Annotated in this window: 16 protein-coding genes; 7 read left to right on the top strand and 9 right to left on the bottom strand. The window is 62.5% G+C overall.

Annotation, left to right across the window (positions count from 1 at the left end; translation table 11 throughout):
- Positions 1-12: 12 nt before the first annotated feature.
- The 3 genes from AC5Y2L_RS19740 to AC5Y2L_RS19730 all read right to left on the bottom strand — a co-directional run bounded on the left by AC5Y2L_RS19740 (position 13) and on the right by AC5Y2L_RS19730 (position 3135).
- Positions 13-1452, bottom strand: coding sequence for a FadD3 family acyl-CoA ligase (locus AC5Y2L_RS19740; protein ID WP_499937290.1), 1440 nt, complete (start codon positions 1450-1452; stop codon positions 13-15).
- Positions 1449-2639 carry an amidohydrolase family protein gene (locus AC5Y2L_RS19735; protein WP_499937292.1) on the bottom strand — a complete coding sequence of 397 codons (1191 nt, stop codon included), beginning with the start codon at positions 2637-2639 and terminating at the stop codon, positions 1449-1451. The genes AC5Y2L_RS19740 and AC5Y2L_RS19735 overlap by 4 nt, the downstream gene beginning before the upstream one ends.
- Positions 2640-2718: 79 nt before the next feature.
- Positions 2719-3135, bottom strand: a complete 417-nt coding sequence (locus tag AC5Y2L_RS19730) for a lipoprotein LpqH (RefSeq protein WP_499937294.1) — start codon at positions 3133-3135, stop codon at positions 2719-2721.
- 106 nt (positions 3136-3241) lie between these two features.
- Here AC5Y2L_RS19730 and AC5Y2L_RS19725 point away from each other — a divergent pair, with 106 nt between their 5' ends.
- Entirely contained in the window at positions 3242-3994 is a 753-nt protein-coding gene (locus AC5Y2L_RS19725; protein WP_499937296.1) for an enoyl-CoA hydratase/isomerase family protein, read from the top strand.
- 2 nt (positions 3995-3996) lie between these two features.
- Here AC5Y2L_RS19725 and AC5Y2L_RS19720 read toward each other — a convergent pair whose 3' ends face one another.
- Complete coding sequence (locus tag AC5Y2L_RS19720; protein ID WP_499937298.1) at positions 3997-4695, bottom strand: TetR/AcrR family transcriptional regulator; 699 nt, start codon at positions 4693-4695, stop codon at positions 3997-3999.
- A 213-nt stretch (positions 4696-4908) separates the two neighbouring features.
- On the opposite strand from AC5Y2L_RS19720, the gene AC5Y2L_RS19715 reads away from it, so the two are divergent.
- The gene (locus AC5Y2L_RS19715; RefSeq protein ID WP_499937300.1) at positions 4909-6192 is read left to right on the top strand and encodes a cytochrome P450; all 1284 of its coding nucleotides are present in this window, start codon (positions 4909-4911) and stop codon (positions 6190-6192) included.
- A 99-nt stretch (positions 6193-6291) separates the two neighbouring features.
- Here AC5Y2L_RS19715 and AC5Y2L_RS19710 read toward each other — a convergent pair whose 3' ends face one another.
- Genes AC5Y2L_RS19710 through AC5Y2L_RS19695 form a run of 4 tightly spaced genes read right to left on the bottom strand, consistent with a single transcriptional unit; the run spans position 6292 to position 8763 of the window.
- Positions 6292-6579, bottom strand: coding sequence for a cytochrome C oxidase subunit IV family protein (locus AC5Y2L_RS19710; RefSeq protein WP_499937491.1), 288 nt, complete (start codon positions 6577-6579; stop codon positions 6292-6294).
- Positions 6579-7157: a cytochrome c oxidase subunit 3 family protein gene (locus AC5Y2L_RS19705; protein ID WP_499937302.1), complete on the bottom strand. Its 579-nt coding sequence runs from the start codon at positions 7155-7157 to the stop codon at positions 6579-6581. Before AC5Y2L_RS19705 ends, AC5Y2L_RS19710 begins: the two co-directional genes overlap by 1 nt.
- Entirely contained in the window at positions 7157-7972 is an 816-nt protein-coding gene (locus tag AC5Y2L_RS19700) for a hypothetical protein (RefSeq protein ID WP_499937304.1), read from the bottom strand. Before AC5Y2L_RS19700 ends, AC5Y2L_RS19705 begins: the two co-directional genes overlap by 1 nt.
- Positions 7969-8763 (bottom strand): hypothetical protein, encoded by a 795-nt coding sequence (locus AC5Y2L_RS19695; protein WP_499937493.1) that lies wholly within the window; start codon positions 8761-8763, stop codon positions 7969-7971. The genes AC5Y2L_RS19700 and AC5Y2L_RS19695 overlap by 4 nt, the downstream gene beginning before the upstream one ends.
- A gap of 113 nt (positions 8764-8876) precedes the next feature.
- Between AC5Y2L_RS19695 and AC5Y2L_RS19690 the strand changes: the two genes are divergently transcribed.
- Together AC5Y2L_RS19690 and AC5Y2L_RS19685 are read left to right on the top strand one after the other, a co-directional pair.
- Complete coding sequence (locus AC5Y2L_RS19690; RefSeq protein WP_499937306.1) at positions 8877-9509, top strand: TetR/AcrR family transcriptional regulator; 633 nt, start codon at positions 8877-8879, stop codon at positions 9507-9509.
- Positions 9510-9648: 139 nt separating this feature from the next.
- Complete coding sequence (locus tag AC5Y2L_RS19685) at positions 9649-10035, top strand: Rv2576c family protein (RefSeq protein ID WP_499937494.1); 387 nt, start codon at positions 9649-9651, stop codon at positions 10033-10035.
- Between the two features lie 9 nt (positions 10036-10044).
- On the opposite strand, the gene AC5Y2L_RS19680 is transcribed toward AC5Y2L_RS19685, so the two are convergent.
- Positions 10045-10434: a hypothetical protein gene (locus tag AC5Y2L_RS19680; RefSeq protein ID WP_499937308.1), complete on the bottom strand. Its 390-nt coding sequence runs from the start codon at positions 10432-10434 to the stop codon at positions 10045-10047.
- A gap of 223 nt (positions 10435-10657) precedes the next feature.
- On the opposite strand from AC5Y2L_RS19680, the gene AC5Y2L_RS19675 reads away from it, so the two are divergent.
- The 3 genes from AC5Y2L_RS19675 to AC5Y2L_RS19665 all read left to right on the top strand — a co-directional run bounded on the left by AC5Y2L_RS19675 (position 10658) and on the right by AC5Y2L_RS19665 (position 12754).
- On the top strand, positions 10658-11458 hold the full coding sequence (locus AC5Y2L_RS19675) for an Rv1363c family protein (protein WP_499937310.1): 801 nt from the start codon (positions 10658-10660) through the stop codon (positions 11456-11458).
- The gene (locus AC5Y2L_RS19670; protein ID WP_499937312.1) at positions 11455-12096 is read left to right on the top strand and encodes a hypothetical protein; all 642 of its coding nucleotides are present in this window, start codon (positions 11455-11457) and stop codon (positions 12094-12096) included. The genes AC5Y2L_RS19675 and AC5Y2L_RS19670 overlap by 4 nt, the downstream gene beginning before the upstream one ends.
- Before the next feature lie 136 nt (positions 12097-12232).
- Positions 12233-12754 carry an Rv2253/PknI dimerization domain-containing protein gene (locus AC5Y2L_RS19665; protein WP_499937314.1) on the top strand — a complete coding sequence of 174 codons (522 nt, stop codon included), beginning with the start codon at positions 12233-12235 and terminating at the stop codon, positions 12752-12754.
- Positions 12755-12759: the final 5 nt, after the last annotated feature.

Here is a 12759-nt window from a genome sequence, read left to right as displayed (position 1 = left end):
ACCGGGCATGGGCTAACGCAACAGGTCTTTGACTACCTTGCCGGTGGCATTCAGCGGCAGCTCCTCGAGAAACTCCACCGATCGGGGCACCTTGAATCCCGCCATCCGCTCGCGACACCAACCGATCAATTCGTCGGCATCGAGATCGCCCTTGCGCACGACGAATGCCTTGCCGACCTGTCCAAGCCGTTCGTCGGGCACCCCGATCACCGCCGCCTGGGCGACCGCCTCGTGACTCAGCAGAAAGCCCTCGATTTCAGCCGGGTAGGCGTTGAATCCGCCCACGATGAACATGTCCTTCTTGCGGCCCACCACGCGCAGGCGACCGGCGTCATCCAGGTTCCCCAGATCCCCGGTGTGCAGCCAGCCGTCGGCATCGATCGCTTCGGCGGTAGCTACCGGATCGTCGAGATAGCCCTGCATGACGTTGTATCCGCGCACCAGAATTTCGCCGTCGTCACCGATGCGCACCTCCACACCGTCGCAGGGCAGGCCCGCGGTGGTGGCCACGTCCTCGAAGGAATCGCCGGGCCGGGACAGGGTCACGTTGCCGGCCTCGGTCAGGCCGTAACCGGTCATCAACGTTCGGAACGGCAGTTCGCCATGAATGCGGCGGACCAGTTCGACCGGGATGTCGGCAGCCCCGGTCACGCCGGCCCGCAAGGTCGACAGTTTGGACTTGTCGCGCACGGTCAGTAACGAGTGGTACAGCGTGGGTGGGCCGGGAAGCATCGTAATGTGTTCGCGTGCAATGAGATCCACGACCGTGTCGATGTCGAAGACTGCGACTGGCAGCATCGTGGCGCCCCGCAGGAAGGAGGCAACCAGTCCCGCCTTCAGGCCGAACGTGTGGAAGTACGGGTTGATCATCAGATAGCGGTCACCCTCGCGCAGGTCCGCGAGTGTCGCCCACTCTTCGTACATCCGCAGCGTCTGTTGGTGATTCATCATCGCGCCCTTCGGGCGGCCGGTGGTGCCCGAGGTGAAGATGATGTCGGCGACGTCGGTGCCCGCCACCGACCGTTCGAACGGCGAGCCGCTGGACAAGAAGCCTGACTTCAAATCGATCACCGGCGTGCCGGCGGGCGCGGTGTAGTCCTGGCCCAGAAAATCCTTTTGCACCAGTACGACTTTCGCGCCGCTGCGGGCGATGATGTCGCCTGCTTCGTCGGCCTTGAACCGCGTGTTGACAGGGACCAGTACGCCGCCCGCGGTGAGCAATCCGAACGCCGCAATGATCCACTCGGCGCAGTTCGGCGCCCAGATCGCGGCCCGATCGCCCTTACCGATGCCTAGGTCGGCGAAAGCCCCAGCGGCACAGCGTATCCGCTGTATCAATTCGGCGAATGTGAGGCGCAGCGGACCGTCGACAACCGCCTCCGCGTCACCGAAACGGTCCGCCGCGCTCAAGACCATCTCGGGGATGGTCTCCCACCGTGCGCTATTCGTCACACGGTGACGAGCCGACCAAGGTTGCCGCCCATGATCTTTGCCTGATCCTCGACGGGCAGGTGCGACAGCGCATTGACGTAGTAGGTCGGCTCCGCCAGGCCTTCCGGATGCGGCCAGTCCGAGCCGTACAGCACCCGGTCCACGCCGACGAGGTTGACCAGATCGTCGATGCCGTCCTCGAAGAACGGGCTCACGTGGATGCGGTTCTTGACCATCTCGACCGGATCGCTCGGGAAAACCTCCGGGGCCTTCCGGAAGACCTCGGCCAGCCCGTCCAGCAGCGGGGTCATCCACTTCGAGCCGGCCTCGACAATCGCGACCTTCAGCTTCGGGTGGCGGTAGAGCGCGCCGTGAATCACCCAGGAGCCCACCGCATCCTGGATTGGCCGCCACTCGTTGAGGATGCCCATCGCGTTGGTTTGGAAGGGCAGCATCTCTTGTTCGGCGCCGTCCCACTCGGAGGTGTAGCGGGAGTAGCCGCTGTCGCTGGAGTGCATGCCCACCAGCACGTCGTGCTCGACGACCCGCTCCCAGAACGGGTCGAACTCCGGCACCGCGAACGACCTCGGGCCGCGGAAGCCGGGGACCGGCGCCGGGCGGATCAGGATGGCGCGGGCGCCGCGCTTGACCGCCCATTCCAGTTCTTCGATCGCCTTCTCGACGATCGGCAGGGTGATGACCGGGGTGGTGAAGATCCGGTTCTGGTAGTTGAAGCCCCAGACCTCATCGAGCCACTGGTTGAGCGCGTGGATCAGGACGTGGACGGCGACTGGGTCGTCGCGCAGCCGCTCCTCGAGCAGGCTGGCCAGCGTCGGGAACATCAGCGTGCGGTCAAGGCCCAGCTCGTTCATCTTCTCCAGGCGCGGGCCGGGCTCGAAAAACGCGGGGATTGCGCGCATCGGCTCACCGAACAGCTCGCGCTTGCTCTTACCGTCCGGGTTGCCGTACTTGAAGTACTCTTCCCAGGCGCCCGGCCGGGCGACGACCTCGAAGGTCGGGTTCGGAATGTAGTTGCTGATGTGGCCGCGGATCGCGATCTTGGTGCGCCCGTTGACCTGCACGTACTGGACGAAGTCCTTGTACTCCTTCGGCAGGTACTTTGTCAGCGCCTCTGGCGGCTCGTAGAGATGGTTATCCGCATCAAAGATGGGGAACGGGACGTCCTCCCGATGCGACAACTGACCCATGAAATTCTCCTTCGCGATTTTTGAGAATTGTATTCTCTAACGACCGTGGATCGCAACGTCGCCCGGGACCGGGAAACGGTCAGCACGTCCCGGCGACCTTGAAGGTGGCGGTTTCCGGTTCGTTCGGTTTGTCGGCCTTGGATCCGTGGGCCGTACCGGAGATCTTGAATTTGCCTCCGCTGAAACTTGTCTGCGCCGCGTCGCTTCCGTCGCCTTGCGAGTACATGCCGGTAAAGCCGCCCACATTCTGAATGCGCACGGACTGAGCGGTAACGGGCTCGTGGCGTCCATCGAGCAGCACTTTGGCTCCGGAGAAGTCGCCGCCGATGTCGATCGTCCGAAGCCACTCCACCTGCGTGCACTTGACTTGGTTGAACTTCTTCTCCTTGCCGTCGACGGTCACCGACGCTGTGCTGGCGCTGGGGGCCGGAGGCTGTGTAGCGCATGCCGCCAGCGAGACGACGGCCCCCGCCGCCAGCGCGATCCGGATCCACACTGGGCGCCTCCTTGTAGCGGAACGTTCTCGACCTGCGGCGATGATGTTATTCTCCATCAGAGAGAATGCCAATATCAGTTGTTCTCATCCGGAGGAGCAATCGCCCATGGTGGACCTCGAGGCCGACGATCTCGTCCCGGGGTTGGCGGTGCTCACGATCGATCGCCCACATGCGCGTAATGCGATCGCGATGGACACCATGCATCAGTTGGAGAACGCCCTCGACGCGGCAACCGGCGCACGGGCCTTGGTCATCAAAGGCGGCGGCGATCGGGCTTTCGTGTCGGGCGGTGACCTCAAGGAGTTGAGCGCACTGCGCACCGAGGAAGACGCCGCAGCGATGGCCAAGCGGATGCGCTCGATCTGCGACCAGCTCGCGAGCTTCCCGGCTCCGGTGATCGCTGCGTTGAACGGCCATGCCTTCGGTGGCGGCGCCGAGGTCGCCGTCGCCGCCGACATCCGACTGGCGGCCGACGACATCAAGATCGCCTTCAACCAGGTAGAGCTGGAAATCATGCCGGCGTGGGGCGGCGCCGAGCGGTTGGCCGACCTGGTCGGAAAGGGCCGAGCGCTTCTTCTGGCAGGCACCGGACGGGCGTTGGACGCCGCCGAGGCCGAGCGAATCGGCCTGGTGGATCTGGTATTCCCCCGCTCTGCATTCGACGAGGGCTGGCGATCGGTCGCCCGGTCGCTGGCCCGTCACCCGGCGAGCGAGATAAAGCGCGTAATCAACGGGGTTTCACCGGACGAGGCAATAGCGTCTTTTGCCCGGCTGTGGGTTGCCGACGCCCATTGGCGCGCCGCAGAGCAGGTAATGAACCGCACCGCGAGTTCGCGGCGGGCTGGGGGCTTGCCGTAATTTCACTGGCGAGTTGACGGGGAAGTTGTCGCGCTCGACGACGAAGCCAGCGGCGCTTCGCTGCGCAACTGGTGAACCACCCACGTTTGCGGTACGCCGGAGACCGGCTGTGGCTCGCCTTCCAGGCGGCGCAGATAGTTCTCCACCAGTGCCATGGTCTCGGCGTGCCCGCCAGACATGCCGATCGCTTGCTCGAGCACCAGCATTCGCGACAGGCTGGTCATGAACACCGTCCACACCACCGGTGGCACGTCGCTACGGTCGACCCCGTAGCGCTGCAGCGCAGCCGTCACTGCTTGCCGTTGCTCCTCACGGAAACGTTCTGCGTAGTAAGCGATTTCGGCTCGCAGCTCCTTGCGATGATTCGCCAGCGCCATGAATTCCATCGAAATCCGGGTGAATGCGGGATCGGTGCCGAACCGCCACAACGCCCACAACGGCTGGGCCGATTGCAGCGCCTGGGCCTGCACCCGAAGACCTTCTTCGGCGCGGCGGCGAAAGACTTCGAGGAACAAGTCCTCCATCGTGCGGAAGTAATAGTGCACCAGCTGAGGTTTCAGCCCGGCCTTGTTCGCGAGACGTCGCGAGGTCACCGCGGCGTAGCCCTCCTCGAGCATCAGCTGTTCGGCCGCGTCGAGCAGCAGGCCGCGATTCTTCGCGTCCGGCGCGCCGATCCTGCGGGCCCCGGAAGACGATGCCATGCCTTTTCTCCGTCCCTCGACGCCTTCATCGACATTCCGAAATCACCTTGCCAAAGCGTAGCGAGCGGGTCCCGTCGCCGGGGCGTGGTGATCTTGACCCTGACATTACCGCCATGCTAAGCAGGTGCTCAGCACTTTCGATCTCGCGATCGGGCGGCGGTGGCGCTTGCCGCCGAACACCACCGGCGACCTAGCCCAGGGGGACGCAATTCGATGAGCGACTACGACTCGATCGACTTCTTCACCGATCCGTCTCTGGTTCCCGACCCGCACCCCTACTTCGACTATTTGCGCAGCAAGAACCCCGTGCTGCGGCTACCGCATCATGGCGTCGTCGCCGTCACCGGATACGAAGAAGCCACCGAGATCTATAAGGACCCCGACACGTTCTCTAACATCGTTGCGCTAGGCGGCCCGTTTCCCCCGTTGCCCTTCCAACCGGAGGGCGACGACATCAGTCCCCAGATCGATCAGCACCGTAGTTACTTTCCGATGTTCGAGCACATGGTCACGATGGACCCCCCGGACCACACGCGCGCTCGATCGGTGTTGAGCAAGCTGCTGACCCCGAGCCGGCTGAAGCAGAACGAGGAGTTCATGTGGCGCCTGGCCGACCGCCAGCTCGATGAGTTCCTCGCCAACGGTGAGTGCGAGTTCATCTCCGAATACTCAAAGCCGTTCGCCACGTTGGTGATCGCGGACCTGCTCGGCGTCCCCGAGGAGGACCACAAGGACTTTCGCGCCGCCTTGGGTGCCGGCCAGGTGGGCGCCCTGGACCACAAATTCATCGGCATCAATCCGCTGGAATGGCTCGACGACAAGTTCTGCTCCTACATCGAGGACCGGCGGCGCGAACCACGCGGCGATGTGCTGACCTTCCTCGCGGAGGCGAAGTACCCGGACGGATCGACACCACCGGTGATCGAGGTCGTCCGCTCGGCGACGTTCCTCTTCGCCGCCGGACAGGAAACCACGGCCAAGCTGCTGAGCGCCGCCCTGCAGGTACTCGGCGACCGGCCGGACATCCAGCAACAATTGCGCGAGGACCGCAGCTTGATTCCCGGGTTCATCGAGGAGTCGCTACGTATGGACAGCCCAGTCAAGAGCGACTCGCGGCTGGCGCGCAAGGCAACCACCATCGGCGGTGTCGACATCCCCGCGGGCACCGTGGTGATGATCCTGCCGGGTGCCGCCAACCGCGACCCGCGCCGGTTCGAGAACCCGCACGAGTTCGACTTGCGCCGCAAGAACGTTCGCGAACACATGGCATTTGCCCGAGGCGTGCATTCATGTCCCGGCGGTCCGCTCGCCCGCGTCGAGGGGCGTGTCTCGATCGAGCGGATCCTGGACCGGATGCCGCACATCGAAATCAACGAAGCCCATCACGGCCCAGCCGCCGAGCGTCGTTACACCTACGAGCCGACTTACATCCTGCGGGGCCTGAGTGAATTGCACCTCAGATTCACCACCGCCGATTCAGTAGCGTCCGTGGGCTGAACGTACTGTTGCGACCTATCGAGATCGACGCCAGCGCTAAGAAGTGCGAGTGACTTGCGTGCTACCGTCGATCTCGCTGCCGATCAACGACTCAGGGAACTACCCGACCTGCATGCCGATGAAGTAGCAGCCGAGCAGGCTGGCCGCGATAAGCACGACCCAGGCGTCGGTCAGCCGGCACAGCAAGACCGGAGCCTGCCGCACTTCCATGAATTCTCGAAAGATGATGCGCACCTTGATGACTGCGATCACGATGACGCTTGACGTGACGACAGCGCTGGCGGTGTTCGACCGAGCGAAAGAATGATCTATTCCCAGATACGCCAGCGTGAGCGACGCCAGCACCACCCACACGATCAGCAGCCTCTTGTTGAATTTGATCCCGATCACCTCACCACGTAGAGCAACGCAAAGATGAGCACCCAGAGGAAGTCCACGGTGTGCCAATAGGTGGCGCATGTCTCGACAAGCTGCTGGTCCCGCCGGGCCGGGCTGCGAAGTTGATAGACCACCACCCCGAGCACGACGAACCCGATCAGCAGGTGAACGAAGTGGATTCCGGTGAGAAAGAAGTAGTAGGTGAAGAAGTCGTTGCTGTCGAATCCGTTTCCCGTGCGGGCCAGGCGGGCCCACTCGAATACCTTGAGAATCAGGAAAATTGCGGCGAATCCTCCAGTGAGATAGACGTCCCGGAGCGCATTCCGGAACGCTCCCGCGCGCGAAGACTGAACGCAGCGCGCCACTGACCAGGAGCTCAGCAGCAACACCAACGTGTTGAAAACGCCGATCCGTAAATCCAGCTGCGCCTGGGCATCCAGGAAAAGCTCAGGGCTTCTGGCCCGGTAGAACAGATAGAAGCCGAAATACCCTGTGAAGACCAGTGTCTCGAACAATACGAACGCCCACATGTCCGGCTGACCAGGCACGAACCTGGCTCGTTTGCTCGCTTCGGCAACTTCGGACATCAGGCTGCCGCCTTGTGCTTCCGCGGCAGGTCAGGTAAGGGCCCACTGGCGAAGTCTTCCCGGCGGATCATCAGAAACAGCAGGACGATGAAAGTAACTTGGTAGACACCGAACACGACCATGTCCAGCCACCAAGCGATCTGACCATTCCAGGCCAACACCCCCCGCCGAAAAATCCAGCAGGGTGCTACGACGACCTCGGTGAGCGCGTTGCACAGATTGAGATAGCCGAACCACTTTGGGAACACCCGATTCTTGTCGAGCAGAATCGCAAGCATCCAGATCAGCGAGCCGATCAGGAACACTCCCATGGTCCCGTCGAAGGACAAGAATGCAAAATCGTAGAGCCAACCGACCGCCTCAGGGTCGCGCTCTGGCCGCAGTGTCCCGACGATAAGCGCAATACAGAGCAGGAACAGGCCGGGAACCGCGGCGAGCGAGTAGATAACCAGATACGAGTATGCGAACGCCCGGCTGACCGACATTCGTCGCATGGAGTATGCGATGAGAGCGTTGTTGATCGCGGTCACGCCGCCGATGGCGAAAATGACGCCGAAGCCAATGGGTATCCCGAGCTGGCGTTCATGGAACCAATGGAGTTGCGTCGCTAGGTCCCACGTGGGCTGCGGAGGCGGTTGGACTTGCGCCACTATGAAAAACACCGGAAAGAATACGTTGTAGAAGACAAGCAGCGTCCACCAGGCCAACCACAGCTCGCGCTTGGGATTGTGCCGCAAGTGCCAGGCGACCCGGCGATGCAAGGGACCCGATGGCGCGGCGGCCGGGGATGCTTGCGGTGTCAGCACCGCGCTCATGCGCTGACCAGTTCTTCTCCACGCCGGCGATACTCGGCGCGCTCACGATAAACGGCCTTTCCCACTGCAACGCCCATCACAGCGATCCAGACTGCAATGGCAACGTTTTTCACCCAGAACGACAGGAACCCGTCCCACGCCAGCGGCCCGGTCAAGGCTGCGCCGACGAAGGCTGCGGGCACCAGCGCAAGCGCCACCAACAGATTGAAGTGGGCCACCCAATGCTTGAAGATCGGGTCCGGCTGATCGTCGAAATAGATTGCCAACGCCAGGATCACGCTTTGCCCGATCAGAAAGGGAACCAGGATCGTGAAGGTGATCCAGCCCAAATCGTTGAGCAGCTGCGTCAGCTCGGGACGCCGTTCCGGGCGAAACGCAGCCAGCAGCCAGCAGATGTCGGCGATGAGGAACAAGGTCGGACCACCGGCCACGCAACCCAGCATGGCGTAGGAGAAGATCGGCGTCCGATGTGCCATTCGGCGGATCTGGATAACGATCAAGGTCAGAAACGGGACCAGGCAGACGCCGAACCAGTTGAACAGGATCATGCTGTACCGAACCTGCGGAAGATGGGCCGGATCGCTGTAGAACGCGGCGACCTGGTCCGCAGACATGGTGGGTGACATCGGCGGATGGAAGCCCGGAAAGAGGAAAAAGCTGGCAATCCAAAGGATTCCGGTCACCGGCAACGTCCAGAGCAGGATGACTTCACCGTCGAGGCGTCGCAGTGCAGCGTCCGAAGATCTCGGCGATTGCCGACCTTCTGCATCGTTGTCGCCGCTGTCGGTGATCTCAGACATCAAGGACTTCCTTCCGGCGACAAATCGCACCGCTCCCCTCGGCTGTCAGCCGAAACTAGCCGATCGGCTAGCCAGGGTCAATACCTGTCGTCTAGTCTCGTTGTGTGGCAACGGCACGACAGCCCATCACCGACGGGACCCTACGGGTCGTCCAGCACAGCGCGGCCCGCACACGTGTCCTCGATGCCGCGCTGGATCTGTTCGCCCAGCACGGTGTCAGCGGTACCTCGCTGCAGATGATCGCCGATGCGGTGGGAATCACGAAAGCGGCTGTGTATCACCAGTTCCGGACCAAGGAGCAGATCGTGCTCGCCGTCACCGAGCGCGAACTCAGTCGGCTGAGCCCGGCGCTCGAGGAAGCCGAGGCACATGGAGATGGGCCCGAAGCGCGAGATGCGCTGTTGGTACGGGTTGTCGAGATGGCGGTTCGCGACCGCCGGCTGGTGCGGACCCTGCAGTTCGATCCCGTCGTCGTCCGATTGCTGGCCGAACACGAACCATTCCAACGTTTCATGGAGCGCCTGTATCGAGTGCTGCTGAGCGACGCTGGCCTGGACGGGCAGATCGAGGCGGCCATGTTCTCCGGGGCGATCAGCAGCGCAGTCATGCACCCACTGGTCGCCGATATCGACGACGACACACTGCTGGACCGCCTTACCGACCTGAGCCGGCGCCTGCTCGGCCTGCATCGCACGCCCCACGTCTCGGGTGAACGCCGCCACGAGAATCGCGCCTAGCGCTGAGACTGTGATCAGCAACGTTCGGGTCTTGAAAACGCAAGGGCGGTGCTAATATCCGCTGAGTAGAAATCCGATATCGCGCAATGGAGACCGGCGCATGGTAACTACGAAAACGGTGCTGGCCGCGGGGCTGGCGATGCTTTCGGCCGCGACGAGCCTGACGGTGCCGCCGTCGTCGCGCGCGGACGACAACCCCGTCATGCACCACGTGAAATACACCGTGACGGCGGACCATCCGATTTACGCCGATATCTATTACCTCGACCAGGAACCGGAGAAGTTCTCCGACTACAGCCACAACCCGTACCAATTCGTGCCGAACATCCACGCCGACCTCGCCCCCGGCAAATCATGGAGCTACGAGCTCGATCTGGCCAAACCAGAAGTGTGGGCGATGGTCGTTGCCAGCACCGGTACCGAACCCGGCACGCCGCAGTTGCACTGCACTCTCACCGTCGACGGAAAGGTCGTCGTCTCCAAAGACGGCCCCAAGGGCGTGCTTTGCTCGATCCGTAACTGGTAGGCCAGGAAGCTACGTATCGCCGCGAACCCAGGTCGTATGACCCTCGTGGGCAATGCAAACCAGAAATAGGCCATCGGGCGCCTGCGCCACATAGTTCTGCCACTGGGTGCAGTCAGCGCCCTCGTCCTTGATACCCGCCATCGGAGGCGACCGGAACCATCGCGGCTCGTACCTCCTCGGCGACCCGCAGAACATCAGCCGTCCGGGTTGCGAGGCAAAGGAGACGTAATAGTCCGCTGTTCCGAAGACGTAATAAGTCGTGTTGTCACACGGCGCCCCGAGGACCTGATGCGGCATGATGCCGGGGGTGCAGGCGGGGTAATCGCATACGGTCGGCCCGGCGACGGCCGGCGGCGCCGCCAGCACACAAGCGCCGAGCAACGCGGCAGCTATTGCCACGATGAATCGCACTCCATTACTTTGCCACACCCAAAAAGAAACTGAAAAGAGAATTCTCGTATTTCGAGAAGAATCGGAACGTCACCCACCGACTTGCCTTAACAAAGCAGTATCTTGCACCCCAAGAACCACGGAAGCGGGCGCGCGATGGCAGCGGAAAGCCATTGTCCGCAGGTGATAAGCTGCTTCTCCGTGCATGATGCGGACTGGCCAGGAGGTCACCATGCGGTCGCGCAAGCGTTCGCCGGAGGCGCCTGACCCTTCTGAAGACCGGAGGGACGCAACCGATCCCGACGGACCACAGTCGCACGGCGAGCTCGACGCCGAGGCCCAACGGCCCACCGCGGAAGCGGAAGACGAAGTTGCCGAGGCTGAAGCGCGAGCGCAGGCGGCTAAGGCACGTGTCGAACGGCTGCGTCAGGCGGCCGAAGTCGTGGATGCGGATGAAGACGTCTCGCAAGACGACGAGACCCATCCCGCAAAGGGAACCCGGAAGCGCCTGCGGCGACTGCCCCGTCCCCGGCGACCGCGGTGGCTCCGCCGTCCCAGCCGGAAAGTGGTAATTGTCGGTGCCGGCATCATGCTCACCTCCGCCTCGATCTGCGCGAGCGGCTACATCGTGTGGCAGCACCGCACGATCATGCACAATCGGCAGCTCACCGCCGAATACGCTGCGGCAGCCCGGCAACGGGTCACGACGCTGATGTCGATTGATCCCAACCATGCCAAGGAGGACTTCCAGCGAATCCTCGACGCCTCTACGGGCGACCTCAAGAGCCAACTGTCAGTGATGTCGGCACTGATGGCCAAGCAGGCGGAGGAATCGAAGGTCAGCAGCACGGTGGCGGTCCAGGCCGTCGCGGTCCAGTCGGTGAGCGACAATTCGGGAGTCGTCATTGTCGCGGCGAAATCCGATGCGACCGGGCCGGATAACGCGAAACACCCGGCCTTGTGGCGCATCAGCGTCACTCTCAGTCGGGACGGTGGTCAGCTCAAGATGTCGAAAGTCGACTTCCTGCAATGACTGTCAAGCATGAGTCATCGCCAGACAGCACCGAAGAAGCCATCGACGGCACGGAGACCCTGTCCGCCGACGAGGACCCGGGACAACAAACTCGCAAGGGATCAACTCGGTTCGGCAGGCTGGTCGTACTGCGGCGTTGGGCCAGCTGGTGTTTGGCGAGATGGCTTGCGATAGTCATGACGGGCTTGGTCTTGACCACGGTGGCCGTCACTGTCTACTTGTTCGTCACCATGTACCGCCCGGATCGCCAGATCGACAATACGGCTGCGCGCCAGGCGATCCAGGCAGCCTCCGATGGTGCCGTAGATTTGCTGTCCTATTCCTACGCATCTCTGGACAAGGATTTCGCTAAGGCGAAGTCTCATCTCACGGGCGACTTTTTGGCTTATTACGGCAAATTCAGCGATACGCTCGTCGCGCCGGCTGCACAGCAAGGACAACTGACTGCCACCACCAAAGTGATTCGGGCCGCCGTTTCGGAGCTACATCCCGATTCGGCGCTCGTGCTGGTGTTTGTCGACCAGACCACGGCAAGCAAGCAGAAACCGCAACCCGTCAAGGCGGACAGCAGCGTGCTGGTTGCGCTGAAGAAGGTCAACGGCTCTTGGCTGATCGCAAAGTTCGACCCGGTCGCATGATCGCGGCAGAATCTTTGCGGTTGGAACGGCTGCCTGCTCCGCCGATGCGGTGTAACGTGGTGGCTCGAAAACGCCGGAACCGACGCCCAAACGCTGCGATAAGTACCGTCGGATCAAGCGCGTCGAGGAGCACCTGATGCGTTCATTTGGAACACTCACCACCGCAATGCTCTTGTCTGCCACGGTGTTTGGCGCTTTGATTCCGGCCCCCACGGCCAGGGCAACAACCAAGGAAGATGTCGCCATCAACGGTACCTTCCGCGCCACGTCCATCGGTGATTGGGCCAAGACCAACGACCAGTACCACGGTGAGGGCACGGTCATCCAGACATTGACGATCAGCTCGTCATGCGTCACGTTTCAGGAATGTCATGGCACGGTGACCAGCGACCAGGGGTGGACCGCGCCGATGTACATGCTCGACGGGATCATGTGGTACGTCAAACGCGATGTGCCGAACTGGGAGCGGTGCGAGGATGGTACCGCGTTCACCGGGCAACAGACCCTCTACTTCTACCCGGTGAACTCGTATGGCGAATTCACGCTCGGATCACCAACTTTCGCCGGAAAAGACAAAACCGTCGGTCCAAGCGGTGCCTGCGGGCAAAATAGGCCGCTTGATCTGACCATGCCGCTACGCCTGGACAAGCTGTCCTGAGCGGA

The sequence above is a fragment of the Mycobacterium sp. NGS66 genome, assembly GCF_059812225.1.
The sequence above is the reverse complement of the archived record's forward strand: the minus strand, read 5'-3'. Positions and strand labels throughout refer to the sequence as shown.

Excerpts from the sequence above, each read along its gene's own strand:
- AC5Y2L_RS19735 (WP_499937292.1), bottom strand. The coding sequence starts at position 2,639 with ATGGGTCAGTTGTCGCATCGGGAGGACGTCCCGTTCCCCATCTTTGAT.
- AC5Y2L_RS19725 (WP_499937296.1), top strand. The coding sequence starts at position 3,242 with ATGGTGGACCTCGAGGCCGACGATCTCGTCCCGGGGTTGGCGGTGCTC.
- AC5Y2L_RS19720 (WP_499937298.1), bottom strand. The coding sequence starts at position 4,695 with ATGGCATCGTCTTCCGGGGCCCGCAGGATCGGCGCGCCGGACGCGAAG.
- AC5Y2L_RS19715 (WP_499937300.1), top strand. The coding sequence starts at position 4,909 with ATGAGCGACTACGACTCGATCGACTTCTTCACCGATCCGTCTCTGGTT.
- AC5Y2L_RS19705 (WP_499937302.1), bottom strand. The coding sequence starts at position 7,157 with ATGTCCGAAGTTGCCGAAGCGAGCAAACGAGCCAGGTTCGTGCCTGGT.
- AC5Y2L_RS19700 (WP_499937304.1), bottom strand. The coding sequence starts at position 7,972 with ATGAGCGCGGTGCTGACACCGCAAGCATCCCCGGCCGCCGCGCCATCG.
- AC5Y2L_RS19685 (WP_499937494.1), top strand. The coding sequence starts at position 9,649 with ATGCTTTCGGCCGCGACGAGCCTGACGGTGCCGCCGTCGTCGCGCGCG.
- AC5Y2L_RS19675 (WP_499937310.1), top strand. The coding sequence starts at position 10,658 with ATGCGGTCGCGCAAGCGTTCGCCGGAGGCGCCTGACCCTTCTGAAGAC.
- AC5Y2L_RS19670 (WP_499937312.1), top strand. The coding sequence starts at position 11,455 with ATGACTGTCAAGCATGAGTCATCGCCAGACAGCACCGAAGAAGCCATC.
- AC5Y2L_RS19665 (WP_499937314.1), top strand. The coding sequence starts at position 12,233 with ATGCGTTCATTTGGAACACTCACCACCGCAATGCTCTTGTCTGCCACG.